The 24,106-nt window shown below is 71.3% G+C and carries 22 protein-coding genes; 19 read left to right on the top strand and 3 right to left on the bottom strand.

Annotated elements, in window-relative coordinates:
* Positions 1 to 20 precede the first annotated feature (20 nt).
* Complete coding sequence (locus OP86_RS11070; RefSeq protein ID WP_051829943.1) at positions 21 to 404, bottom strand: MazG-like family protein; 384 nt, start codon at positions 402 to 404, stop codon at positions 21 to 23.
* 113 nt (positions 405 to 517) lie between these two features.
* A complete protein-coding gene (locus OP86_RS11075) occupies positions 518 to 1,231 on the bottom strand; it encodes a peptidylprolyl isomerase (protein WP_030258147.1) in 714 nt (237 codons plus the stop codon).
* 279 nt (positions 1,232 to 1,510) lie between these two features.
* Here OP86_RS11075 and OP86_RS11080 point away from each other — a divergent pair, with 279 nt between their 5' ends.
* Positions 1,511 to 2,506: a DMT family transporter gene (locus OP86_RS11080; RefSeq protein WP_078588890.1), complete on the top strand. Its 996-nt coding sequence runs from the start codon at positions 1,511 to 1,513 to the stop codon at positions 2,504 to 2,506.
* Between the two features lie 13 nt (positions 2,507 to 2,519).
* On the opposite strand, the gene OP86_RS11085 is transcribed toward OP86_RS11080, so the two are convergent.
* Positions 2,520 to 3,113: a hypothetical protein gene (locus tag OP86_RS11085; protein WP_030258140.1), complete on the bottom strand. Its 594-nt coding sequence runs from the start codon at positions 3,111 to 3,113 to the stop codon at positions 2,520 to 2,522.
* A gap of 202 nt (positions 3,114 to 3,315) precedes the next feature.
* Here OP86_RS11085 and OP86_RS33485 point away from each other — a divergent pair, with 202 nt between their 5' ends.
* The 18 genes from OP86_RS33485 (at position 3,316) to OP86_RS11175 (ending at position 24,000) form a co-directional block, all read left to right on the top strand.
* Positions 3,316 to 4,386, top strand: coding sequence for a sensor histidine kinase (locus OP86_RS33485; protein WP_051829944.1), 1,071 nt, complete (start codon positions 3,316 to 3,318; stop codon positions 4,384 to 4,386).
* A gap of 36 nt (positions 4,387 to 4,422) precedes the next feature.
* Positions 4,423 to 5,142, top strand: a complete 720-nt coding sequence (locus OP86_RS11095; RefSeq protein ID WP_030060099.1) for a response regulator — start codon at positions 4,423 to 4,425, stop codon at positions 5,140 to 5,142.
* A gap of 511 nt (positions 5,143 to 5,653) precedes the next feature.
* Positions 5,654 to 6,013: an NADH-quinone oxidoreductase subunit A gene (locus tag OP86_RS11100; protein WP_030060100.1), complete on the top strand. Its 360-nt coding sequence runs from the start codon at positions 5,654 to 5,656 to the stop codon at positions 6,011 to 6,013.
* Between the two features lie 114 nt (positions 6,014 to 6,127).
* Positions 6,128 to 6,682, top strand: coding sequence for a NuoB/complex I 20 kDa subunit family protein (locus tag OP86_RS11105; protein ID WP_030060101.1), 555 nt, complete (start codon positions 6,128 to 6,130; stop codon positions 6,680 to 6,682).
* Complete coding sequence (locus OP86_RS11110; RefSeq protein WP_030060102.1) at positions 6,679 to 7,392, top strand: NADH-quinone oxidoreductase subunit C; 714 nt, start codon at positions 6,679 to 6,681, stop codon at positions 7,390 to 7,392. Before OP86_RS11105 ends, OP86_RS11110 begins: the two co-directional genes overlap by 4 nt.
* Positions 7,392 to 8,768 carry an NADH-quinone oxidoreductase subunit D gene (locus OP86_RS11115; protein WP_051829945.1) on the top strand — a complete coding sequence of 459 codons (1,377 nt, stop codon included), beginning with the start codon at positions 7,392 to 7,394 and terminating at the stop codon, positions 8,766 to 8,768. The genes OP86_RS11110 and OP86_RS11115 overlap by 1 nt, the downstream gene beginning before the upstream one ends.
* Before the next feature lie 17 nt (positions 8,769 to 8,785).
* Entirely contained in the window at positions 8,786 to 9,655 is an 870-nt protein-coding gene (gene nuoE, locus OP86_RS11120) for an NADH-quinone oxidoreductase subunit NuoE (protein WP_030258136.1), read from the top strand.
* Entirely contained in the window at positions 9,655 to 11,016 is a 1,362-nt protein-coding gene (gene nuoF, locus OP86_RS11125; protein WP_051829946.1) for an NADH-quinone oxidoreductase subunit NuoF, read from the top strand. The genes nuoE and nuoF overlap by 1 nt, the downstream gene beginning before the upstream one ends.
* Positions 11,013 to 13,526 carry an NADH-quinone oxidoreductase subunit G gene (locus OP86_RS11130; RefSeq protein WP_051829947.1) on the top strand — a complete coding sequence of 838 codons (2,514 nt, stop codon included), beginning with the start codon at positions 11,013 to 11,015 and terminating at the stop codon, positions 13,524 to 13,526. The genes nuoF and OP86_RS11130 overlap by 4 nt, the downstream gene beginning before the upstream one ends.
* Entirely contained in the window at positions 13,523 to 14,854 is a 1,332-nt protein-coding gene (gene nuoH, locus OP86_RS11135; protein WP_030258132.1) for an NADH-quinone oxidoreductase subunit NuoH, read from the top strand. The genes OP86_RS11130 and nuoH overlap by 4 nt, the downstream gene beginning before the upstream one ends.
* Positions 14,855 to 14,860: 6 nt before the next feature.
* Entirely contained in the window at positions 14,861 to 15,526 is a 666-nt protein-coding gene (gene nuoI / locus OP86_RS11140; RefSeq protein ID WP_234434964.1) for an NADH-quinone oxidoreductase subunit NuoI, read from the top strand.
* Complete coding sequence (locus OP86_RS11145) at positions 15,523 to 16,422, top strand: NADH-quinone oxidoreductase subunit J (protein ID WP_030258126.1); 900 nt, start codon at positions 15,523 to 15,525, stop codon at positions 16,420 to 16,422. The genes nuoI and OP86_RS11145 overlap by 4 nt, the downstream gene beginning before the upstream one ends.
* Positions 16,419 to 16,718, top strand: a complete 300-nt coding sequence (nuoK, locus tag OP86_RS11150; RefSeq protein ID WP_030060110.1) for an NADH-quinone oxidoreductase subunit NuoK — start codon at positions 16,419 to 16,421, stop codon at positions 16,716 to 16,718. Before OP86_RS11145 ends, nuoK begins: the two co-directional genes overlap by 4 nt.
* Positions 16,719 to 16,732: 14 nt before the next feature.
* Positions 16,733 to 18,646: an NADH-quinone oxidoreductase subunit L gene (nuoL, locus tag OP86_RS11155; protein WP_030258123.1), complete on the top strand. Its 1,914-nt coding sequence runs from the start codon at positions 16,733 to 16,735 to the stop codon at positions 18,644 to 18,646.
* Between the two features lie 37 nt (positions 18,647 to 18,683).
* Positions 18,684 to 20,303: an NADH-quinone oxidoreductase subunit M gene (locus OP86_RS11160; RefSeq protein WP_030258120.1), complete on the top strand. Its 1,620-nt coding sequence runs from the start codon at positions 18,684 to 18,686 to the stop codon at positions 20,301 to 20,303.
* The gene (gene nuoN, locus OP86_RS11165) at positions 20,300 to 21,937 is read left to right on the top strand and encodes an NADH-quinone oxidoreductase subunit NuoN (RefSeq protein WP_051829948.1); all 1,638 of its coding nucleotides are present in this window, start codon (positions 20,300 to 20,302) and stop codon (positions 21,935 to 21,937) included. Before OP86_RS11160 ends, nuoN begins: the two co-directional genes overlap by 4 nt.
* Before the next feature lie 255 nt (positions 21,938 to 22,192).
* Positions 22,193 to 23,203 carry a polyprenyl synthetase family protein gene (locus tag OP86_RS11170; protein WP_030060116.1) on the top strand — a complete coding sequence of 337 codons (1,011 nt, stop codon included), beginning with the start codon at positions 22,193 to 22,195 and terminating at the stop codon, positions 23,201 to 23,203.
* Positions 23,204 to 23,337: 134 nt separating this feature from the next.
* Complete coding sequence (locus OP86_RS11175; protein WP_030060117.1) at positions 23,338 to 24,000, top strand: response regulator transcription factor; 663 nt, start codon at positions 23,338 to 23,340, stop codon at positions 23,998 to 24,000.
* Positions 24,001 to 24,106: the final 106 nt, after the last annotated feature.

Genomic DNA, 24,106 nt, shown 5'->3' on the forward strand with positions numbered 1-24,106 from the left:
GGGCCCGGTTCAGGCCTGGTTCAGGCTTGGTTCGGGGCTTCCTCCGGCTTCTCCACCGCCGTCTCCCGGGGTCCGTCGATCGGGCGCCGGGAGGCGGCGGAGCGCTGTTCGACGTAGGCGAGGCGGTCGGCGAAGACCCGGGCCGCGTCGGGGGTGAGCGTCCGCAGGGCGACGAGGGCGGTGAAGACGACGTCGCAGAGCTCGTGCTGGACGTCCTCCCACGTGTGGGTGACCCCCTTACGCGGGTTCTGGCCGGTGGCACCGATCACGGCCGCGCCGACCTCGCCGACCTCCTCGGAGAGCTTGAGGAGCCGCAGCAGGCGCTCCTCCCGGGGCGACTGCGTGCTCTGCTCGTCCAGCCATGCGACCAGGTGGTCGACGCTCTCCCAGATCCGGCTGTCCATGCGGCGCTGCTCCCATGCGTGTCGTCGGTGCTGCCACCGTACGGGAGCGGCGTGGCGGGCGGTCGGCGAGATCGGGAAGCGCGTTCGGTGAGCGCGTTCGGGGAGGGGGTCGGTCAGCGGGTGCTGATCTTCACGTGGCGGATGTTAACGGGGAGGTTGGGGAAGCCGTCGCCGGGGTTGTTCTGGTCGTCCTCGCCGCCGGCGGCGATCTTCTGCAGGACGTCCAGGCCGGCCGTGATCCGGCCGAACGGGGTGTAGGCGGGGGAGAGCTTGGTGTCCTTCCAGACGAAGAAGAACTGGCTGCCGTTGGTGTTCGGGCCGGCGTTGGCCATGGCCACGGTCCCGGCGGGGTACGTGGCGCCGGTCAGGTTCTCGTCCGGGAAGGAGTAACCGGGGCCGCCGCTGCCAGTCCCGGTCGGGTCGCCGCACTGCAGGACGTAGATCCGCTGGGTGGTGAGGCGGTGGCAGTGGCTGCGGTCGAAGTAGTCGTGCTCGGCGAGGAAGCGGAACGAGAAGGTGGTGCAGGGCGCCTTGTCGGTCAGCGCCTCGAAGGTGATCTGGCCCTGGCTGGTCCGTAGCGTCGCGCGGTAGGGCTGGGCGGCCTTCTTGACGTCGAAGACCGGGATGCCCTTGAAGTTGTCGGCCGGGACGGCCGGTGTGTAGGTGCAGCCGGCAGCGGGGGTGGTCGCCGCGGGGGCGGAGGTGTCCGCGACGGCGGTTCCGGTGCTCGCCACGAGCGGGAGCACGGTGGCGGCGGCGACCAGCGCCCAGTGGGTGCGCTTCACGTGACGGGCCTTCCGGGGGGTGGTGGACGGCTGGATTGTCATGGAGGCATCATCCACGGCCGGGTGGGGATGCGGTAGGGGGCGGGACAGGGCGGGATGGTGCCTCCCGTGTGGCGGATGTTGCCACCTGAGCATTCGTCGTCCGACCATCCGGTGTCCGGACGGGCATTGATCACCGGCACTCCGGTGCGCGAAGATGGCGCACCCCTGCTCCACGCTTCGTCTCGTTCACCGCCGGGCCTTTCGTCCGGCTCCTGGGTCCGTCCGGCGCCGTACGGGACTCGTGCCCGCCGGTTCCGTTCGTTCGGAGGGATCCTCCTCATGCCTGCCTCCCTGTCCAAGGGCCCGTCCTCCTCGATCCTTCGTGATCTTCCGGTGCTGCTGGTGGCCGTGGTGTGGGGGTCGAGCTTCCTCGCCGTCCAGCGGGTGGCCGAGCCGGGGACGGTCGTGGCGATGCTGGTGCTGCGGTTCGGGCTGGTGCTGCCGCTGCTCGGCGTGGTCGCCTGGCGGGCCCTGCGGAGGCTGAGCCGCGCCGAGTGGATCGGCGGCGCCGCACTCGGGGTGGTGCTCAGCGGGATCTTCCTGCTGGAGACCTACGGCGCCGTGCACACCTCCGCGACCAACGCCGGGCTGATCATCAGCCTCGCGATGGTGCTCACTCCGCTCGGCGAGAGCGCCCTCGGCCGGACCGCACCGCCGCGGGCCTTCCTCGCGGCTGCCGGGCTGGCCGTCCTCGGCGTCGCCCTGCTCACCGGCGACGGCGGGCTTCGCGCTCCCTCGCTCGGCGACCTGCTGGTGCTGGGCGCCGCCCTCGTCCGCTCCGGGTACGTCCTCGCCATGGCCCGCACCCGGGCGCTGCGCGACACCGACATGCTCGCCGTGACCTGGGTCCAACTCGCCGCGGCCACCAGTGTGTTCGCCGTCGTCGCAGTGGCCGTGGGGCCGTCGCCGTGGACCGTCGCCCGCTCGTACGGGGCCGGCCAGTGGGCCTGGCTGCTGCATCTGTCCCTGTTCTGCACGCTGTTCGCCTTCTTCGTTCAGATGTGGGCGGTGCGGGCCACCTCGCCCTCCCGGGTGAGCCTGCTGCTCGGCACCGAACCGCTGTGGGCCGCCGTCTTCGGCATCACCGTGGCCGGGAACCGGATGGGCCCGCTCGCCCTGCTCGGCGGAGCCCTGGTGCTGGTCGCGACTGAGTGGGGCCGTCGTACCGCTCCCGCTCCCGCTCCTGCGCCACGCCCGGTTGGTGGCGAGGGCGAGGGTGAGGGCGAGAGTGCGGCTGACGCGGTGGGGCCGAACCCGGAGCGGGCCTCGGTCTGACCCGCGACCCTCGTCACCGGCGCCGCCGCAGCGTCCGGCGGGCGTAGTCGATGGTGACCGCGCCGAGCAGCGGGCCCCAGGCGACCAGGGGCAGGTAGGCAAGCGTCATCACGACGGCGGCGAAGCCGCGCGGCGAATCCGGCTCGGCCAGGTTGCGTGCCCACCCGCCGAACAGAGCGGCCGTCGAGAGGCCGGTGAGGACCACCGAGCCCAGCAGGGCGGGGACGATCGCGGCGAGCGGCTGGACCCGGCGGCCGCCTATCAGTGGGATCCACCGGGGCGCCACCAGCCCCCAGGGCCGGACCAGGCCCAGGGTCAGGAAGGCCAGGGCCTCGGTCAGGGCACTCAGCACCACGCAGTAGACCGTGCCCCAGCCCGGCTGGTGCTCGCCGAACCCCGCGGCCGTCGCTCCGGTGAAGCCGACCGGGATGCCGAAACCGAAGACGATCCGCCACAGCCCCGAGGGGACGGTGGTGAGGGCGGCGGCCTTGGCGGCGAGCCGGGCCCAGCGCGGGGCGGGCGGGACAGCCGGGGCGGGCTTGACGGGCGGGGCCGCCGCCTCGGCCCGGTGGGCGGTGCTGCGGGCGTTGATCACGAGCTTCGACATGGTGGTGGACTCCCTTCGGCTCCGGCCTCCGTGGCCGGTGCGGTGACTCAAGACTGGAGGTCCGCCAGGGGTTCGCGGCAGTGCCGATCGGGCTGTTCCTCCTGCTCAACCGGCCTTTGAAATATGCCGATCGGCACAGGCGCGCCGCCAGGGCGGCGTCGTAATGTGACGGCAGTCGAAGAGTCGAGGAGAGGCGGTGACGATGACTCAGATCCTGTCGCTGGTCGTCCCGGTCCTGCTGCTGCCGGCCTGGATGGTCCGCGGACGCTACGGGGCGGCTGCCGCGACGGCCTCGCTCGGCGCGGTGTCGGCGGCGGTCTCGGCTGCGGTCTGGTTCACCGGCCCCTGGACGGAGACGGTTCGCTGGACCGGGCTGGTCGGTCTGGCCGAGCTGGCCGCCCTGTTGCTGGCGGTGGTTCTCACCCTGCGCGCCGAGGACGGCCCGCGGAGCGCAGCGGCGGCCTGGACGGCCGGCGGAGCGGTCGCGCTCTGGCCGTCCCGGTTTGACGGGCCCGCCGACGTGCTCACGCTCTTCGGGTTCGGATCGATGCTGTCCCTGCCGGCCGTGCTGATCGGGCTCTACCTGCGAGGCCTGGACGAGGGGCGCAGCAAGGCGGTGGTCGAGGCCAGGCGTGCGCAGCGGCTCGAACTGGCCCACGACCTGCACGACTTCGTGGCGCACGATGTCAGCGGCATGGTCGCCCAGGCCCAGGCGGGGGCGTACCTGGCCGGGATCGATCCGGCTCGGGCGGCCGAGATGTTCCAGCGAATAGAGCAGGCCGGGCAGCGGGCGCTGGCCTCGCTGGACCGGACGGTGCAGCTGCTGCGCAGCGAGGAGGGCGGTAGTCGGGATCCGCAGCCCGGGCTTGCCGAACTTGCCGAAGTGGCACAGCAGTTCACCGCGACTGGCGGCGCCGAGGTCCGGTTGGAGCTGCCGGAGGGGCCGGTGCCGCGCGAGGTGGAGGGCACCGTCCACCGGATCGTGGTCGAATCCCTGACCAACGTCCGGCGGCACGCCCCGGCCGCGCGGGCGGTCGAGGTCCGAGCCCGCCGCAGCGGAGGGCGGCTGGAGCTGACGGTGATCAACGACGGTCGGGCGCCGGGCCAGGCGGGGCGGCCGCGCCGGGGCGGTGGCAGTGGGCTGCAGGGGCTGGCGGCCCGGGTGGAGGCCCTCGGTGGTTCGCTGGAGGCGGGCCCGCACGAGCGGGAGGCCTGGCGGTTGACGGCGGTGCTGCCGTTGGAGGAAGCCGGTGCGAGGCCGGCGCGATCGTAGAAGCCGACGCGGGTCGGCAACGGGGAGGTGCAGGGCATGGGCAGTGGCACGGGGCCGGTTCGGATCCTGATCGCGGACGACCAGGCGGATGTCCGCAGTGCGTTCCGGATGATCCTGGACGCCCAGCCGGACATGGCCGTGGTCGCGGAGGCGGCGGACGGGGCCGCGGCGGTGGCAGAGGCGAGGAGGCTGCGGCCGGACGTTGTGCTCGCGGACATCCGGATGCCGAAGCTCGACGGCCTGGAGGTCACCCGGCAACTGGCCGACGCGCACAAGGTGATCGTGGTGACCACCTTCGACCTGGACGAGTACGTGCACACGGCGCTGCGGCACGGTGCGGCCGGGTTCCTGCTGAAGCGCTCGGGGCCGGTGCTGCTGATCGAGGCGATCCGGGCGGCGATGGCCGGGGACGCGTTGATCAGCCCGCAGATCACCGTGCGGCTGCTACGGCACATGGCTCTTCCGGGAGTGGAGCCGAAGCCCGTGCGGGGCTCCGGTGCGGGCTCCAGCGTGGGCTCCGGTACGGCAACGGCGGGCCCGCTGATAGCCGGGCCGGTGGAGGAACTGACCGCGCGCGAAAGGGAGATCGCCGAGCAGGTGGCGGACGGCGCGACCAACGCCGAGATCGGCGCGGGGCTGTTCATCTCGCCGGGGACGGTGAAGAACCACCTCGCCAGCATCCAGCGCAAGCTCGGTGCCCGTAACCGGGTGGGCATCGCGGCCTGGGTCTGGGAGCAGGCGGCCGGAAAGCGGTAACCGGCGCCGGCCCGCGGGCCCCGCGGGCCCCGCGGGCCGGAGGGCAGCCTTGGAGGCCCAAGGCCCAGGAGGAGAGCGAGCTCGCGCGCTTGTGAACGAAGGGTCAAGCGAGCGTTCAGGCTCGCGCCACCCCTGCGAGTGAGCCGCTATAACACGTCAACATGACGCCTCTAAATTTGCTTCCGCCGACGCATAGTTGATATAGGAATGTGCCCCTGACCAGCCGCTTAACAAGTAAATGCGACTGGTTGTGACCATTTGGCTCCTTTGCGTCGACAAATCTGGGCATGTTCACATTCGCCGCCATTCACATGGTGTCGTAGATCACAAAGATGGCGGTGAACTGCGTGTCGCAGATCACAAGCAGACAGGCATAGGATGCGCTCGTTCCAGGGTTTGTGAACTGCCTCACATGAGGTGGATCTCGGGAACTGGGACGCGGGTTCACCTCAGCGTGACCCGCCGGTTCCGATCTGCAGTCAAGGACGACTGGACGGAGGGAGCGGGGGCTATGAATGCCTACGCGCCGATCCTCGTACTCGGTGCCATCGCGGCGGCGTTCGCGGTCGGCTCCGTCGTGATGGCCTCACTGACCGGCCCCAAGCGCTACAACCGGGCCAAGTTGGAGGCGTACGAGTGCGGCATCGAGCCGACCCCGCAGCCTGTGGGCGGCGGTCGGTTCCCGATCAAGTACTACCTGACGGCGATGCTCTTCATCGTCTTCGACATCGAGATCGTCTTCCTCTACCCCTGGGCGGTGACCTTCGACGCCCTGGGGATCTTCGGGCTGGTCGAGATGCTGCTCTTCATCGCCACCGTCTTCGTCGCGTACGCCTACGTGTGGCGTCGCGGCGGCCTGGAGTGGGACTGACCCCGGGGTGGGGCTGAGCCCGGACGCGGGGTGGCCGCCGGCCTTGTGAACGAGCGGACAAACCCCGGACGGGTCGGACGTACCAGAGGACTTGAGGGCATTGAGAGGGATCTGATGGGAATCGAGGAGAAGCTGCCGAGCGGCTTTCTGCTCACGACCGTGGAGACGGCCGCCGGCTGGGTGCGCAAGGCGTCACTCTTCCCGGCCACCTTCGGTCTGGCCTGCTGCGCGATCGAGATGATGACCACCGGCGCCGGCCGCTACGACCTGGCCCGGTTCGGCATGGAGGTCTTCCGGGGCTCCCCCCGGCAGGCCGATCTGATGATCGTGGCGGGGCGGGTGAGCCAGAAGATGGCCCCGGTGCTGCGCCAGGTGTACGACCAGATGCCCAACCCCAAGTGGGTCATCTCGATGGGTGTCTGCGCCTCCTCCGGCGGGATGTTCAACAACTACGCGATCGTGCAGGGCGTCGACCACATCGTCCCGGTGGACATCTACCTGCCCGGTTGTCCGCCCCGTCCGGAGATGCTGATGGACGCCATCCTGAAGCTGCACGACAAGATCCAGCACGAGCCGCTGGGAGTGAACCGCCGCCGGGCCGAGGAGCTCGGCGAGGCGCTCGCCCTCCAGGCCACCCCGATCAGCGAGATGCGGGGGCAGCTGCGATGAACGAGCAGGTACCCGAGACCCGCCGGGAGCGGCCGGTCCGCGAGATCCCGGTCGAGGTGGTCGGCCGCCGCCAGGGCATGTTCGGCGCCGAGGGCAGCGGTGACACCTCCGGATTCGGCGGTCTGGCCGCCCCGATCGTGCTGCCCGGCGCGAGCGAACGACCGTACGGCGGCTGGTTCGACGAGGTCGCCGACGAGCTGGAGGGCGCCCTGGAGGAGCAGGGCCTGGACCCGGCCGAGGTGATCGAGAAGACCGTGGTCGACCGCGCCGAACTCACCTTCCACATCGACCGCGCCCACCTCCTGCAGACCGTCCGCATCCTGCGCGACGACCCGGCGCTGCGCTTCGAACTGTGCCTGGGCGTGAGCGGCGTGCACTACCCCGGCGACAAGGGCCGCGAGCTGCACGCGGTCTACCACCTGCGCTCGATCACCCACGGCCGGCTGATCCGGCTGGAGGTCACCGCGCCGGACGCCGACCCGCGCGTCCCCTCGGTGGTGAGCGTCTACCCGACCAACGACTGGCACGAGCGCGAGACCTACGACTTCTTCGGCCTGGTCTTCGACGGCCACCCGGCGCTCACCCGGATCATGATGCCGGACGACTGGCTGGGCCACCCGCAGCGCAAGGACTACCCGCTCGGCGGCATCCCCGTCGAGTACAAGGGCGCCCAGATCCCGGCTCCCGACCAGCGGAGGTCGTACAGCTGATGAACACTCAGCACTACGAAGAGACTCACGGGGAGACCCAAGGGGAGACCCACGGAGAAGCCGCGGAAGCGGAGGCCCGCGAGACCACCGAGGGCCGGGTCTTCACCGTCACCGGCGGCGACTGGGGCGAGGTGGTCGAGGCGGTCGGCCGGGCCGACGACGAGCGCATCATCGTCAACATGGGCCCCCAGCACCCGTCCACCCACGGCGTGCTGCGGCTGATCCTGGAGATCGACGGCGAGACGGTGAAGGAGGCCCGCTGCGGCATCGGCTACCTCCACACCGGCATCGAGAAGAACATGGAGTTCCGCAGCTGGGTCCAGGGCACCACCTTCGTGACCCGCATGGACTACCTGACCCCGCTGTTCAACGAGACCGCCTACTGCCTGGCGGTCGAGAAGCTGCTCGGCGTCACCGACGACGTCCCGGACCGGGCCAACGTCATCCGCGTCATGATGATGGAGCTCAACCGGATCTCCTCGCACCTGGTCTGCCTGGCCACCGGCGGCATGGAGATCGGCTCCACCACCCTGATGGTCTACGGCTTCCGGGACCGCGAGCTGATCCTGGACGTCTTCGAGCTGGTCACCGGCCTGCGCATGAACCACGCGTACGTGCGCCCGGGCGGCCTCGCCCAGGACCTGCCGCCCGGTGCCGTCGACCAGATCCGCGAGGCGGTCAAGGTCTTCCGCTCCCGGATGCACGAGTACGACAAACTGGCCAGCGGCAACCCGGTGTTCAAGGCCCGCCTGGTCGACGTCGGCTTCCTGGACCTGCCCGGCTGCCTGGCCCTCGGCGCCACCGGCCCGATCGTGCGCGCCACCGGACTGCCGCACGACCTGCGCAAGACCGACCCGTACTGCGGTTACGAGGACTACGACTTCGAGGTCGCGATCGCCGACAGCGCCGACTCCTACGGCCGCTTCGTGATCCGCCTGGAGGAGATGAAGCAGTCCCTGCGGATCGTCGAGCAGTGCCTGGACCGGCTGCGCCCGGGCCCGGTCATGGTGGCCGACAAGAAGATCGCCTGGCCCGCCCAACTGGCCGTCGGCCCGGACGGGATGGGCAATTCCCTCGATCACATCCGCAAGATCATGGGTACCTCGATGGAGGCCCTGATCCACCACTTCAAGCTGGTCACCGAGGGCTTCCGGGTCCCGGTCGGCCAGGCGTACGCGGCGGTCGAGTCGCCCAAGGGCGAGCTGGGCGTGCACGTGGTCAGCGACGGCGGGACCCGCCCGTACCGGGTCCACTTCCGGGATCCGTCGTTCACCAATCTGCAGACGATGGCGGCGATGTGCGAGGGCGGCCAGGTGGCCGACGTGATCGTCGCGGTGGCCGGGATCGACCCGGTGATGGGAGGCGTGGACCGGTGACCAACGTCGAACTCGGACTGCCGGCGCTGCCGGCCGCACCCTACCCCGAGGAGGTGCACGCCCGGTTGGCCGCGGACGCCGCCGAGCTGATCGCCCGCTACCCGCAGCCGCGTTCGGCGCTGCTGCCGCTGCTGCACCTGGTGCAGGCCGAGGAGGGCTTCGTCAGCCCGACCGGGATCCGGTTCTGCGCCGAGCAGTTGGACCTCACCACCGCCGAGGTCACCGCCGTCGCGACCTTCTACACCATGTACCGGCGCCGCCCGGCCGGGAAGTACCACGTCGGGGTCTGCACCAACACCCTGTGCGCGGTGCTCGGCGGCGACCAGATCTTCGCCGAGCTCCAGGAGCACCTGGGCGTTCGCAACAACGAGACCACCGAGGACGGTGAGATCTCGATCGAGCACATCGAGTGCAACGCGGCCTGCGACTACGCGCCCGTGGTGATGGTCAACTGGGAGTTCTTCGACAACCAGACCCCGGAGAGCGCCCGGCAGCTGGTCGACGACCTGCGGGCCGGCCGAGAGGTCCGGCCCACCCGGGGCGCCCGGTTGTGCGGCTTCAAGGAGACCGCCCGGATCCTGGCCGGCTTCCCCGACGAGCGCCCCGGCGCCAACGACGAGTCCGGCGCCGGTGGCGCGCCCTCCCTGGCCGGCCTGCGGCTGGCCCGCGGCGAGGCCCTGCCCGGCACCGCCGGCACCAGGGTCGTCTCACCGCGCAACGAACCACCGCGCACCGAAGCGCCGCGCCAGGACGAACCCCGCACCGAAGCGCCGCGCCAGGACGAACCCCGCACCGAAGCGCCGCGCCAGGACGAACCCCGCAGCGACGAACCCCGCACCGAAGCGCCGCGCAACGAGGGCACCGGCCAGGAAGGGAGCGAGGCGTGATGACCGCCGCCGAGCCGGCCGAGAAGCTGCTCACCCCCGTCCTGTCCGACTCCTGGGACGACACCCGCCCCTGGACGCTGGACACCTACCGCCGCCACCACGGCTACGAGGGCCTCAAGGCGGCCCTCGCCATGCCCCCGGACGACGTGATCGCCCTGGTCAAGGACGCCGGCCTGCGCGGCCGCGGCGGCGCCGGCTTCCCCACCGGCATGAAGTGGCAGTTCATCCCGCAGAACGACGGCAAGCCGCACTACCTGGTGGTGAACGCGGACGAGTCCGAGCCGGGCACCTGCAAGGACATCCCGCTGCTGTTCGCCAACCCGCACTCCCTCATCGAGGGAATGATCATCGCCTCCTACGCGATCCGCTGCGACCACGCGTTCATCTACCTGCGCGGCGAGGTCGTCCCGGTGCTGCGGCGACTGCACGAGGCCGTCGCCGAGGCGTACCGGGCGGGCCTGCTCGGCCGGAACATCCTCGGCTCCGGCATCGACCTCGACATCACCGTGCACGCCGGAGCCGGCGCGTACATCTGCGGCGAGGAGACGGCGCTGCTGGACTCGCTGGAGGGCCGCCGCGGCCAGCCCAGGCTGCGGCCGCCGTTCCCGGCGATCGCCGGCCTGTACGCCTGCCCGACGGTGGTCAACAACGTCGAGTCGATCGCCTCGGTGCCGCCGATCCTGGCCCGCGGCAAGGAGTGGTTCAGGGGCCTGGGCACCGAGAAGTCGCCCGGTTTCACGCTCTACTCGCTCTCCGGGCACGTCACCAACCCCGGCCAGTACGAGGCCCCGCTGGGCATCACCCTGCGCCAGCTGCTCGACCTCAGCGGCGGCGTCCGCGCCGGGCACCGGCTGAAGTTCTGGACCCCGGGCGGCTCCTCCACCCCGATGTTCACCGACGAGCACCTCGACGTCCCGCTGGACTACGAGGGCGTCGGCGCGGCCGGCTCGATGCTCGGCACCAAGGCGCTGCAGGTCTTCGACGAGACCACCTGCGTGGTGCGGGCCGTCACCCGCTGGACCGAGTTCTACGCCCACGAGTCCTGCGGCAAGTGCACCCCCTGCCGGGAGGGCACCTACTGGCTGGTCCAACTGCTCAAGCGGGTCGAGGCGGGCGGGGGCGTCGAGGGGGACCTGGAGAAGCTCCTCGACATCGCCGACAACATCAACGGCAAGTCCTTCTGTGCGCTGGGCGACGGCGCGGCGAGCCCGATCGTCTCCTCGCTCCAGCACTTCCGGGCCGAGTACGAACAGCACCTGGCCGAGCGCCGCTGCCCGTTCGACCCGGCCGCCTCCACCGTCTGGGCCGACGGCCCCCGCCCCGGCAACCAGTCCGCCACCGAAAGGGAGGTGCACGCGTGACGATCACAGAGCCAACCGCCTCCACGGGAGAGAAGCCCGCGGTCGAACTGGTCACGCTCACCATCGACGGCGTCGAAGTGCAGGTCCCCAAGGGGACGTTGGTGATCCGGGCGGCCGAGACCATCGGCACCCAGATCCCGCGCTTCTGCGACCACCCGCTGCTCGACCCGGCCGGCGCCTGCCGCCAGTGCATCGTCGAGATCGAGGGCCAGCGCAAGCCGGTCGCCTCCTGCACCATCCCGGTGGCCGAGGGCATGGTGGTGCGCACCCAGCTCAGCTCGCCGGTGGCCGAGAAGGCGCAGCGCGGCGTCATGGAGCTGCTGCTGATCAACCACCCGCTGGACTGCCCGGTCTGCGACAAGGGCGGCGAGTGCCCGCTGCAGAACCAGGCGATGTCCAGCGGCGCCGCCGACTCCCGCTTCGAGGGCATGAAGCGCACCTACGAGAAGCCGGTGCCGATCAGCAGCCAGGTGCTGCTGGACCGCGAGCGCTGCGTGCTGTGCGCGCGCTGCACCCGCTTCTCGCAGCAGATCGCCGGGGACCCGTTCATCGACCTGGTCGAGCGCGGGGCGCTGCAGCAGGTCGGCACCGGCGAGGGGGACGACTTCGAGTCCTACTTCTCCGGGAACACCATCCAGATCTGCCCGGTGGGCGCGCTGACCTCGGCGGCCTACCGGTTCCGCTCGCGCCCCTTCGACCTGGTCTCCTCGCCGAGCGTGTGCGAGCACTGCTCGGCGGGCTGCGCGCAGCGCACCGACCACCGGCGCGGCAAGGTGCTGCGCCGGCTGGCGGGCGAGGACCCGGCGGTGAACGAGGAGTGGAACTGCGACAAGGGCCGCTTCGCCTTCCGCTACGCCCAGCAGCGGGACCGGCTGACCACCCCGCTGGTGCGGGTGGACGGCGAGCTGGTGCCGGCCTCCTGGCCGGAGGCGCTGGCCCGGGCCGCCGAGGGACTGCGCGGCGCCCGGACGGGTGTGCTGGCGGGCGGCCGGGTGACGGTCGAGGACGCGTACGCGTACGCCAAGTTCGCCAGGGTGGTGCTGGGCACCAACGACGTGGACTTCCGGGCCCGCCCGCACAGCGGCGAGGAGGCGGACTTCCTGGCCGCGGCGGTCGCCGGGCGCGGGGTGGACGTGGACGGCTCGGGCGTGACGTACGAGCGGCTGGAGCAGGCGCCGGTGGTGCTGCTGGCGGGCTTCGAGCCGGAGGAGGAGTCGCCGATCGTCTTCCTGCGGCTGCGCAAGGCGGTCCGCGGCCGCGGCCTGAAGGTGTTCTCGGTGGCGGCGTTCGGCTCCCGGGGCCTGGCCAAGCTGCGCGGCGCGCTGCTGCCGGCCGCGCCGGGCACCGAGGCGGAGTGGTTCGGGGCGCTGGCGGCAGACGAGCCGCTGAACGACGAGGCGGGCCGGGCGGCGGAACTGCTGCGCGCGCCGGGCGCGGTGGTCCTGGTGGGCGAGCGGCTGGCCGCCGTCCCGGGTGCGCTGACGGCGGTGCTGCGGCTGGCGCACGCGACGGGCGCGCAGCTCGCGTGGGTGCCGCGCCGGGCGGGTGAGCGCGGGGCCGTGGAGGCGGGCGTGCTGCCGGGCCTGCTGCCCGGGGGCCGTCCGGTGGCCGCTCCGGCGGCGCGGGCGGAGGCGGCCGCGGCGTGGGGCGTGGCGGAGCTGCCGTCCCGGCCGGGCCGGGACACCGACCAGATCCTGGCGGCGGCGGCGCAGGGCGAGTTGGAGGCGCTGCTGGTCGGCGGTGTGGACCCGGACGACCTGCCGGACCCGGCGCTGGCGGACGAGGCGCTGGCGGCGGTGCCGTTCGTGGTGTCGCTGGAGCTGCGGCCCTCCGCGGTGACGGCGCGCGCGGACGTGGTGCTGCCGGTGGCGGCGGTCGCGGAGAAGGCCGGCACCTTCCTGGACTGGGAGGGCCGGGTGCGGATGTTCGAGGCGGCGCTCAAACCGGACCAGCAGATGGGCCGTCACGTGCAGTCGGACCTGCGGGTGCTGACCATGCTGGCGGACGCGCTGGGGCACCGGCTGGGCCTGCCGGACGTCCGGGCGGCGCGGCTGGAGCTGGACGCCTTCACCCCCTGGGAGGGGGACCGCGCGGCCGACCCGGCGGCGCACCCCGGCCTGCTGCCGCGGCCGGCCACCGGCCAGGCGGTGCTGGCGGGTTGGCGTCAGCTGCTGGACAACGGGGTGCTGCAGCAGGGCGATCCGCACCTGGCGGGCACCCGGCACCCGGCGGTGGCCCGGATCTCGGCCGAGACGGCCAAGGAGATCGGCGCCGAGGCGGCCACCGCGCTGCGGCTGACCGGCCCGGCCGGCTCGCTGACCCTGCCGCTGGAGGTCACCGGATCGATCCCGGACCGCACGGTCTGGATCCCGCTCAACTCCACGCCGGGCGGCGCCCAGCGGGCGCTCGGCACCACCGTCGGCCACCTGGTGACGATCGCCGCGGCCGCGGCCGAGCCGGCGGCGCAGGCCCCGGCCGGGGCGACCACGGGTGAAGGGGAGGACCGATGACAACTCCGCAGCCGTACGAGACGCTCCACTTCTTCGGCCAGGACCCGTGGTGGCTGGTCCTGTTGAAGGCGGTGTTCTGCTTCGCGTTCCTGGTCCTGACGGTGCTGGTCGCGATCGTCTGGGAGCGCAAGGTGGTGGCCTGGATGCAGCTGCGCATCGGGCCGAACCGGCACGGGCCGTGGGGCATGCTGCAGTCGCTGGCGGACGGCGTGAAGCTGGCGCTGAAGGAAGACCTGGTGGTCAAGGGCGCGGACAAGGTGGTCTACATCCTGGCCCCGATCGTCTGTGCCATCCCCGCGTTCATGGCCTTCGCGGTGATCCCGTTCGGCCCGGCCGGCAACGAGGTGTCGATCTTCGGCACCCGGACGGCGATGCAGCTGACCGACTTCCCGGTCGCGCTGCTGTACATCCTGGCCACCGCCTCGATCGGCATCTACGGCATCGTGCTGGCGGGTTGGTCCTCCGGGTCGACGTACCCGCTGCTGGGCGGGCTGCGTTCGGCCGCGCAGATGATCAGCTACGAGATCGCGATGGGTCTGTCCTTCGCGGCGGTGTTCATCTACTCGGGGTCGATGTCGACCTCGGAGATCGTGGCGCACCAGCAGCCGACGTGGTTCGCGGCGCTGCTGCCGGTGTCCTTCATCGTCTACGTCATCTCGATGGTCGGGGAGACCAACCGGGCGCCGTTCGACCTGCCGGAGGCCGAGGGCGAGCTGGTCGGCGGCTTCAACACCGAGTACTCCTCGCTGAAGTTCGCGATGTTCATGCTGGCCGAGTACGTGAACATGGTGACGGTCTCGGCGGTGGCCTCGACCCTCTTCCTGGGCGGCTGGCGGGCGCCGTGGCCGGTGTCGACCTTCTGGGAGGGCGCCAACCACGGCTGGTGGCCGATGCTGTGGATCACGCTGAAGATCCAGCTGCTGCTGTTCTTCTTCATCTGGCTGCGCGGCACGCTGCCCCGGTTCCGCTACGACCAGTTCATGAAGCTGGGCTGGAAGGTGCTGATCCCGGTCTCGCTGGTGTGGCTGGTGCTGATCGCGAGCGTGCGGGCGCTGCGCAACGAGGGCTACGGCTTCGGCGAGGTGGTGCTGTACGTGGGCGCCCCGGTCGGTGCGGTGCTGTTGCTGGCGCTGCTGCGGGACTTCCTGAGGAAGCAGCCCGAGGCCGAGGAGGCGCCTCCCGGGGGCGAGTTCGATCCGATGGCCGGCGGCTACCCCGTCCCGCCGCTGCCCGGCCAGGAGCTCCCGCCGGTGCCCCGCAGGCGCAGCCGCGCCCCGAAGCAACTCCAGGACGCCCTCAACGGGGCCGACCATTCCGAAGGGAGCTGAACCGAGATGTCGTCCGACCAGTCCGACCGAACAGACCGTTCCGGCCGTTCCGACCGAACGGACCGTACGGACCGTACGGACCGTACGGACCGGCCCGAGCGGGCCGACCGGCCGTCGGTGCTCGGCCCGGCCGCCGGCTTCGGCGTGACCTTCAAGGCCATGTTCAAGAAGCGGCTCACCGAGCAGTACCCGGAGCAGAAGAAGCCCACCGCTCCGCGCTTCCACGGCCGACACCAGCTGAACCGGCACCCGGACGGCCTGGAGAAGTGCGTCGGCTGCGAGCTGTGCGCGTGGGCGTGCCCGGCCGACGCCATCTACGTGGAGGGCGCGGACAACCGGGACGAGGAGCGCTACTCGCCGGGCGAGCGCTACGGCGCGGTGTACCAGATCAACTACGCCCGCTGCATCCTGTGCGGGCTGTGCATCGAGGCCTGCCCGACCCGCGCGCTGACCATGACCAACGAGTACGAGCTGGCCGACTCCTCCCGGCGGGATCTGATCTTCACCAAGGAGCAGCTGCTGGTGGGCCTGTCCGAGGGCATGGTCGACACCCCGCACGCGATCTTCCCGGGGACCGACGAGGGCGCGTACTACCGGGGCGAGATCACCGCGGCGGCGCCGGGGACGGTCCAGCAGGAGCGCACCGACCGGGAGAAGGAGGCGCAGCAATGACCTCGTACCTCGCGGAAGCGACCGGGACGACCTCCACGGGTGAGGCCGTCCAGTTCTGGGTGCTCGCGGTGATCGCGGTCGGCGGCGCGCTCGGCATGGTGCTGATGCGCCGGGCCGTGCACAGCGCGCTCTGCCTGGCGGCCACCATGCTGGCGCTGGCGGTCTGTTACATGGCGCAGGGCGCGGTGTTCCTGGGCGTGGTGCAGATCGTGGTCTACACCGGCGCGATCATGATGCTCTTCCTGTTCGTGGTGATGCTGGTCGGTGTCACCAGCGAGGACTCCCTGAAGGAGCAGTTGAAGGGGCAGCGGATCGCCGCGGCGCTGTGCGGGCTGGGCTTCGGCGTGCTGCTGATCGCCGGGATCGCCAACGCGAGGCTGGACCACTTCACCGGCCTGTCCGAGGCGAACGCCGAGGGCAACGTGCCAGGCCTGGCACGGCTGATCTTCACCCGGTACGTGTGGGCCTTCGAGGTCACCGGCGCGCTGCTGATCACCGCGGCGATCGGCGCGATGGTGCTGACCCACCGCGAGCACGTGAAGGCGCCGAAGACCCAGCGCGAGCTGGCCGCCCAGCGGGTCAAGGACAACATCCAGCTGCCGCCGCTGCCGGCGCCGGGCGTGTACGCGCGGCACAACGCGGTGGACGTGCCGGCGCTGCTGCCGGACGGCACGATCGCCGAGGACTCGGTGATGGCGACGCTGCGCGAGCGCGGCCAGATCCGGGACGTCAGCCAGGCGATGCTGCAGCGGATGGCGGAGCTGGAGAACAGCACGGCGGACTGGCTGGGCCGTCCGTCCTCGGAGCGGCCGGCGGTGACCGGTCCGCGCAAGTCGCTGGAGCAGGTGGCGGCGAACGGCAGGGACGGCCAGGCCGACGAGGAGGGCGTGGAGTGAATCCGGTCAACTACCTGTATCTCGCAGCCCTGTTGTTCACCATCGGGGCCGCGGGCGTGCTGATCCGGCGAAACGCGATCGTGCTGTTCATGTGCGTGGAGCTGATGCTGAACGCCTCGAACCTGGCGCTGGTGACCTTCTCCCGGCTGCACGGGACCTTGGACGGACAGATCATCGCGTTCTTCACGATGGTGGTCGCGGCGGCCGAGGTCGTGGTCGGCCTCGCCATCATCGTCTCCATCTTCCGGACCAGGCACTCCGCTTCGGTCGACGACAGCAATCTGATGAAGCTGTAGGCGGAGGGCCTTCGGTGAACTCTCTCATTCCGCTGCTGGTGGCGGCTCCACTGGCCGGCGCCGCCCTGCTGCTGCTCGGCGGCCGGGCGCTGGACCGGTTCGGCCACTGGCTGGCCACCGCGCTCGCGGCGCTCTCGTTCGGCTTCGGCCTGGCGCTGTTCTCGGACCTGCTCGGCCGTGACGCCGAGCACCGGACGGTCACCAAGCACCTGTTCAGCTGGATCCCGGTGAACGGCTTCCAGGCCGACTTCACGTTCCGGCTCGATCAGCTGTCGATGACCTTCGTCCTGCTGATCACCGGCGTCGGCACGCTGATCCACCTCTACTCGGTCGGCTACATGGCGCACGACGAGCGCCGCCGCCGCTTCTTCGCGTACCTGAACCTCTTCCTGGCCGCCATGCTGCTGCTGGTGGTCGCCGACAACTACCTGCTGCTGTACTTCGGTTGGGAGGGCGTGGGCCTGGCCTCGTACCTGCTGATCGGCTTCTGGCAGCACAAGCCGAGTGCGGCGACGGCGGCGAAGAAGGCGTTCATCGTCAACCGGGTCGGCGACATGGGCCTGTCGATCGCGATCATGCTGATGTTCGCCGAGTTCGGCTCCTTCGCCTTCGGCCCGATCCTCGGTTCAGAAGGCGCGGCCGGCGGCGCCCACCAGGCGAGCGAGGGCAAGCTGACGGCGATCGGCCTGATGCTGCTGCTGGCGGCCTGCGGCAAGTCGGCGCAGGTGCCGCTGCAGTCCTGGCTCGGGGACGCCATGGAGGGCCCGACCCCGGTGTCGGCGCTGATCCACGCGGCCACCATGGTGACCGCCGGCGTCTACCTGATCACCCGCTCCTCGGCGATCTTCGACCTGGCGCCGGACGCGCAGACCGCCGTGGTGGTGGTCGGCGCGGTCACGCTGCTGTTCGGTGCGATCGTCGGTTGCGCCAAGGACGACATCAAGAAGGCGCTGGCCGGCTCGACCATGTCGCAGATCGGCTACATGGTGCTGGCGGCCGGGCTCGGCCCGATCGGCTACGCCTTCGCGATCATGCACCTGGTGACCCACGGCTTCTTCAAGGCCGGGCTGTTCCTCGGCGCCGGGTCGGTCATGCACGGCATGAACGACGAGGTGAACATGCGTCACTACGGCGGCCTGCGGAAGTACATGCCGGTCACCTTCGTCACCTTCGGCCTCGGCTACCTGGCGATCATCGGCTTCCCCGGGCTGTCCGGCTTCTTCTCCAAGGACAAGATCATCGAGGCGGCCTTCGCCAAGGGCGGCACCGAGGGCTGGATCCTCGGCCTGTGCGCGCTGGTCGGCGCCGCCGTCACCGCGTTCTACATGACGCGGGTGATGGTGCTGACCTTCTTCGGCGAGAAGCGCTGGCAGCCGGACGAGGAGGGCAACGCCCCGCACCCGCACGAGTCGCCGAAGACGATGACCGTCCCGATGGTCCTGCTGGCCTTCGGCTCGGTCTTCGCGGGCGGGCTGTTCGCCTTCAACGACTCCTTCCTGAAGTGGCTGGAGCCGGTCACCGGGCACGAGGAGGGCAACTCGCCGCTCGCCCCGCTGACCGTCACCCTGCTGACCACGGCCTGCATGCTGGCCGGCGTCGCCCTGGCGTACCTGGTGTACGGGCGCTCGCCCGTCCCGGTGGTGCCGCCGGTCGGCTCCCCGCTCACCCGGGCCGCCCGCCGCGACCTGCTGCAGGACGACTTCAACCACGCGGTGCTGGTCCGGCCTGGCTCGGCCCTCACCGCGACGCTGGTCTACTTCGACAGCCGCGGCCTGGACGGCTTCGTCAACGGACTGGCCGCCACGATCGGGGGCCTGTCCGGCCGGCTGCGGCGGGTCCAGAACGGCTTCGTCCGCTCGTACGCGCTCTCCATGTTCGGCGGCACGCTGGTGCTGGTCGCCACGACTCTCCTGATGAGGTCCGTCTGATGGACAAGGAATCCACAACCCGCAGGGGAGGAGCGGCATGAGTGCGTTGCTGAGTGCCACCTGTGCCGTCCCGGCGGCCGGCGCGGTGCTGACCGCCGCCCTGCCCGCCGGGTCGTCCGAGTCCCGGCGCCGGGCCACCAAGGCCGTCGCCCTGGGCGTCTCGGCCGTCACCCTGGTGCTGGCCGCCGTGGTGGCGGCGCGGTTCGAGCCGCACGGCGACCGCTACCAGCTGACCGAGTCGTACAGCTGGATCCGCTCCTTCGGGATCACCTTCTCGCTCGGCGTGGACGGCATCGGCGCCGTCCTCGCCCTGCTCACCGCCGTCCTGGTGCCGATGGTGATGCTGGCCTCCTGGCACGACGCCGACCCGGGGCCGGCGGGCCCCGACGGGACCTTCGAGAACCGCAGGCGCACCCAGGCCTTCTTCGCCCTGATCCTGGCGGTGGAGGCGATGGTGATCGTCTCCTTCTACGCCACCGACGTCTTCCTGTTCTACGTGTTCTTCGAAGCGATGCTGATCCCGATGTACTTCCTCATCGGCGGCTTCGGGGACCGGGCGGGCGGCCCCGAGTCGGCGCGTCAGCGCTCCTACGCGGCCGTGAAGTTCCTGCTCTACAACCTGCTCGGCGGCCTGGTGATGCTGGCCGCCGTGATCGGCCTGTACGTGGTCGCGCAGGACCAGGGCTTCGGCACCTTCGACCTGCCGACCCTGGCCTCGGCCGTCGCCGACGGGAAGCTGCAGCTGTCCGGCACCGCCGAGAAGGCGCTGTTCCTGGGCTTCTTCTTCGCCTTCGCGGTGAAGGCCCCGCTGTGGCCGCTGCACACCTGGCTGCCGAACGCGATGGGCGAGGCCACCGCCGGTACGGCGGTGCTGATCACCGCCGTGGTGGACAAGGTCGGCACCTTCGCGATGCTGCGCTTCTGCCTCGGGCTGTTCCCGCACGCCTCGAAGACCTTCGCCCCGGCGATCCTGGTCCTCGCGCTGGTCGGGATCGTCTACGGCGCGCTGCTGGCGGTCGGCCAGAAGGACATCAAGCGGCTGGTCGCCTACGCCTCGATCTCGCACTTCGGCTTCATCATCATGGGCATCTTCGCCCTGACCAGCCAGGGGCAGAGCGGCGCGACCCTCTACATGGTCAACCACGGCCTCTCCACCGCCGCGTGGATGCTGGTGGCCGGCTTCCTGATCTCCCGCCGCGGCTCGCGGCTGATCGCCGACTACGGCGGCGTGCAGAAGGTCGCCCCGGTGCTCGCCGGGACCTTCCTGATCGGCAGCCTGGCGACCCTGTCGCTGCCCGGCCTGGCCCCGTTCGTCAGCGAGTTCCTGGTGCTGGTGGGCACCTTCACCCGCTACCCGGCGATCGGGATCGTCGCGACCTTCGGCATCGTGCTGGCCGCGCTGTACGCCCTGCTGCTGTACCAGCGCACCATGACCGGCCCGGTGAAGGACGGGGTGCGCACGATGCCCGACCTCAAGGCCCGCGAACTCGCCGTGGTCGCCCCGCTGGTGGCGCTGACCGTCCTGCTCGGCGTCTACCCCAAGCCGCTCACCGACCTGGTCAACCCCTCGGTGAACGCGACGCTGTCGCAGGTCCACGAGACCGACCCGGCGCCGGCCCACCCGGTCGCCGCCACCTCAGGAGGTGAGCAGAAGTGAGTGCCATCGCAGTGCTCGCCGCCGCCGGCGGCAACACCCCCAGCATCCCGGCGCCGCACATCGAGTACGGCCAACTCTCCCCGATGCTGGTGGTGTTCGGCGCCGCCGTGGCCGGCATCCTGGTGGAGGCCTTCGTGCCCCGCCGGTTCCGGCACTGGACGCAGGTGACGCTCGCCCTGGCCGGGCTGGTCGGCGCCTTCGTGGCCGTGGTGGTGCTGGCCGTGCAGAGCCACGGCTTCACCAGGATCGACCTGCTGGCCATGGAGTCGGTCGCGCTGGACGGCCCGGCGCTGTTCCTGCAGGGCGTGATCCTGCTGGCCGCCGTGGTCGCGGTGCTCACCTACGCGGAGCGGAAGCTGGAGCCCAAGGCCGGCGGCCTGCCCGCGGACGCCTTCGCCGCCCAGGCCGCCGCCACCCCCGGCGGCGAGCAGGAGCGGGCCGCGCTCCGGGCCGGCTTCGCCACCAGCGAGGTCTTCCCGCTCACCATGTTCGCGGTCGGCGGCATGCTGCTGTTCCCCGCCGCCAACGACCTGTTGACGATGTTCGTGGCGCTGGAGGTCTTCTCGCTGCCGCTGTACCTGCTGTGCGCGCTGGCCCGGCGCCGCCGGCTGCTCTCCCAGGAGGCGGCGGTCAAGTACTTCCTGCTCGGTGCCTTCGCCTCGGCGTTCTTCCTGTTCGGCACCGCGCTGCTGTACGGCTACGCGGGCAGCGTGAAGCTCGGCGACATCGGGGACGTCATCTCCGGCAAGGCGATGACCACCCCCGCGCAGCTGAGCAGCACCCAGAGCGACGTGCTGGTGCTGACCGGCCTGGCGATGCTGGCGGTCGGCCTGCTGTTCAAGGTCGCCGCGGTGCCCTTCCACTCCTGGACCCCGGACGTCTACCAGGGCGCGCCGACCCCGGTGACCGGCTTCATGGCGGCGGCCACCAAGGTCGCGGCCTTCGGCGCCTTCCTGCGGCTGTTCTACGTGGCCTTCCCCGGCCTGCGGCTGGACTGGCGGCCGGTGATGTGGGGGGTGGCGATCCTCACCATGGTGGTGGGCGCGGTGCTGGCGGTGACGCAGCAGGACGTGAAGCGGCTGCTGGCGTACTCCTCGATCGCGCACGCCGGGTTCATCCTGACCGGCGTGATCGCCGTCAACAAGCAGGGCATCTCCTCGGTGTTGTTCTACCTGCTGGCGTACTCCTTCGTGACGCTCGGTGCGTTCGCCGTGGTCACCCTGGTGCGCGACTCCAAGGGCGAGGCGACCCACCTGTCCAGCTGGGCCGGGCTCGGGCGGCGCTCGCCGCTGGTGGCGGCGGTGTTCGCGCTGTTCCTGCTGGCCTTCGCCGGGATCCCGCTGACCTCCGGGTTCACCGGGAAGTTCGCGGTCTTCCAGGCGGCGGCGAGCGGCGGGGCGACACCGCTGGTGATCGTCGGTGTGCTCAGCTCGGCGGTGGCCGCGTTCTTCTACATCCGGGTCATCGTGCTGATGTTCTTCTCGGACCCGCAGCCGGGCGGGCCGACCGTGGCGATCCCGAGCGCCTTCACGGCGACCGCGATCGGGGTGGGGGTGGTGGTCACGCTGGGTCTCGGTCTGCTGCCGCAGTACTTCCTCGACCTGGCCTCCAAGGCCTCACTGTTCGTGCGCTGACCTTTCCGCGGGATCCGGGGCGGGGGAAGTGGCGGGGGAGTTCGGAAGGCTCCCCCGCCTTTATTTCCGGCCGGATCGACCCCCACCGCCGCACGGCCCGTACAGCCGCCCTGACCAGGGCGTACGGCCCGATCACGACAGGATCCGCACGCCCGTGCAGTGATCCACTCGCGACCGGATACCCTGCCTGTATGGCCAGCGGCGGCACTCAGGGACCAGGCCGCTAGATCGACCAGGGACAGAGGAGTGGTCTTCGTGACCGTCGTGGAACCCTTCGGGCTCAGCGTGCAGGACCGCGACCTGACCCGGGACGTCCAGGCCGGACTTGAAGCGGTGGAGGCGGCGCTCGGCGAGGCCGTCAAGAGCGACGTCCCGTTCATCACCGTCACCGCCAGTCACCTCCTCGAAGCCGGCGGCAAGCGCTTCCGTCCGCTCCTCCTGCTGCTGGCCGCCCAGTTCGGCGACCCGGGGGCGCCCGGCGTGGTGCCGGCCGCAGTGGTCGTCGAGCTGACCCACCTGGCCACGCTGTACCACGACGACGTCATGGACGAGGCCCCGGTGCGCCGCGGCACCCCGAGCGCCAACTCCCGCTGGGACAACTCGGTCGCCATCCTCACCGGCGACTTCCTGTTCTCCCGCGCCTCCCAGGTGCTGGCCGACCTCGGCCCGGAGGCCGTGCGGATGCAGGCCGAGGCCTTCGAGCGGCTGGTCACCGGCCAGATCCTGGAGACCCGCGGCCCCGGCCCGGAGATGGACCCGCTGCTGCACTACCTGGACGTCCTGGAGGGCAAGACCGGCTCGCTGATCGCCGTGGCCTGCCGGATAGGAGCGCTGATGGCCGGCGCCGGGCCCGAGCTGGTGGACACCCTCGGCGAGTTCGGCGAGCGGATCGGCATCGCCTTCCAGCTGGCCGACGACGTGCTCGACATCTCCAGCGACGGCCACGAGTCCGGCAAGACTCCCGGCACCGACCTGCGCGAGGGCGTGCCGACCCTGCCGACCCTGCTGCTGCAGCAGATGCCGGCCGACCCGGCGGACCCGGACGACGCCCGACTGCGCGAACTGCTCGCCCAGGACCTCTCGGACGACGCGCTGCACGCCGAGGCGCTGCGCCTGATGCGTGCCCACCCCGCGCTGGAGCGCGCCCGCGCGGAGACCCTGCGCCGGGCCGAGGAGGCCCGGGCGCTGCTCGCCCCGCTGCCGGACTGCCCGGCGAAGGCCGCCCTGGAGGGGCTCTGCGACGCGGTGGCCATCCGCACCGTGTGACGGCGGGGCCGCCCGCCGCGCGGTGCCGCGGCGGGCGTTCGCCCGGGACGTCCGTTCCTTCGGGGAAAGGGAAAACCCGCTTCCGTGATGGGGGAGACTGGCACCCGTCAGCTCACCCCAGCCGGAAGGTCGCCATGCGTCGCGTCGTCATCGCCGAGGACTCCGTACTGCTGCGGGAGGGACTGACCCGGCTGCTCACCGACCGCGGTCTGGAGGTCGTCGCGGGCGTGGGGGACGGCGAGGCCCTGGTGAAGACCATCCACGACCTGGCCGCGGCCGACGCGCTGCCCGACGTCGTGGTCTCCGACGTGCGGATGCCGCCGACCCACACCGACGAGGGCCTGCGCGCCTGCGTCGAGTTGCGCGGCCGCTACCCGCAACTGAACGTGCTGGTGCTGTCGCAGTTCGTGGAGGAACGTTACGCCTCCGAGCTGTTGGCCGGATCCACCCGGGGCGTCGGCTATCTGCTCAAGGACCGGGTTGCCGAGGTGCGCGAGTTCGCCGACGCGGTCGTCCGGGTCGCCGACGGCGGCACCGCGCTGGACCCGGAGGTGGTGCAGCAGTTGCTCAGCCGCAGCCGCAAGGGTGATGTTCTGGCCAATCTCACGCCGCGCGAGCGCGAGGTGCTCGGGCTGATGGCCGAGGGGCGCACCAACGCCGCGGTGGCCAAGCAGCTGGTGGTCTCCGACGGCGCGGTGGAGAAGCACGTCAGCAACATCTTCCTCAAGTTGGGCCTGGCCCAGAGCCCGGAGGACCACCGGCGGGTGCTGGCCGTGCTGACCTATCTCAACTCCTAGCCGGCTCCTAGCCCGGAATGATCTCCGGCGGCCGGACGTTCTCCCTCATGTGCGGTACGGACGCGGGCCGGTGATTTCCCGCCGCATGCGGGAGTTCCGTCCCAGG

Origin of the sequence: Streptomyces novaecaesareae (genome assembly GCF_000716875.1) — a bacterium.
Classification (GTDB): Bacteria; Actinomycetota; Actinomycetes; order Streptomycetales; family Streptomycetaceae; genus Kitasatospora; species Kitasatospora novaecaesareae.

Excerpts from the sequence above, each read along its gene's own strand:
- OP86_RS11175 (WP_030060117.1), top strand. The coding sequence starts at position 23,338 with ATGCGTCGCGTCGTCATCGCCGAGGACTCCGTACTGCTGCGGGAGGGA.
- OP86_RS11075 (WP_030258147.1), bottom strand. The coding sequence starts at position 1,231 with ATGACAATCCAGCCGTCCACCACCCCCCGGAAGGCCCGTCACGTGAAG.
- nuoF (WP_051829946.1), top strand. The coding sequence starts at position 9,655 with ATGACCGCCGCCGAGCCGGCCGAGAAGCTGCTCACCCCCGTCCTGTCC.
- OP86_RS11080 (WP_078588890.1), top strand. The coding sequence starts at position 1,511 with ATGCCTGCCTCCCTGTCCAAGGGCCCGTCCTCCTCGATCCTTCGTGAT.
- OP86_RS33485 (WP_051829944.1), top strand. The coding sequence starts at position 3,316 with ATGACTCAGATCCTGTCGCTGGTCGTCCCGGTCCTGCTGCTGCCGGCC.
- nuoH (WP_030258132.1), top strand. The coding sequence starts at position 13,523 with ATGACAACTCCGCAGCCGTACGAGACGCTCCACTTCTTCGGCCAGGAC.
- OP86_RS11110 (WP_030060102.1), top strand. The coding sequence starts at position 6,679 with ATGAACGAGCAGGTACCCGAGACCCGCCGGGAGCGGCCGGTCCGCGAG.
- OP86_RS11100 (WP_030060100.1), top strand. The coding sequence starts at position 5,654 with ATGAATGCCTACGCGCCGATCCTCGTACTCGGTGCCATCGCGGCGGCG.
- OP86_RS11145 (WP_030258126.1), top strand. The coding sequence starts at position 15,523 with ATGACCTCGTACCTCGCGGAAGCGACCGGGACGACCTCCACGGGTGAG.
- OP86_RS11105 (WP_030060101.1), top strand. The coding sequence starts at position 6,128 with ATGGGAATCGAGGAGAAGCTGCCGAGCGGCTTTCTGCTCACGACCGTG.
- OP86_RS11160 (WP_030258120.1), top strand. The coding sequence starts at position 18,684 with ATGAGTGCGTTGCTGAGTGCCACCTGTGCCGTCCCGGCGGCCGGCGCG.
- nuoI (WP_234434964.1), top strand. The coding sequence starts at position 14,861 with ATGTCGTCCGACCAGTCCGACCGAACAGACCGTTCCGGCCGTTCCGAC.
- OP86_RS11085 (WP_030258140.1), bottom strand. The coding sequence starts at position 3,113 with ATGTCGAAGCTCGTGATCAACGCCCGCAGCACCGCCCACCGGGCCGAG.
- OP86_RS11095 (WP_030060099.1), top strand. The coding sequence starts at position 4,423 with ATGGGCAGTGGCACGGGGCCGGTTCGGATCCTGATCGCGGACGACCAG.
- OP86_RS11070 (WP_051829943.1), bottom strand. The coding sequence starts at position 404 with ATGGACAGCCGGATCTGGGAGAGCGTCGACCACCTGGTCGCATGGCTG.
- OP86_RS11115 (WP_051829945.1), top strand. The coding sequence starts at position 7,392 with ATGAACACTCAGCACTACGAAGAGACTCACGGGGAGACCCAAGGGGAG.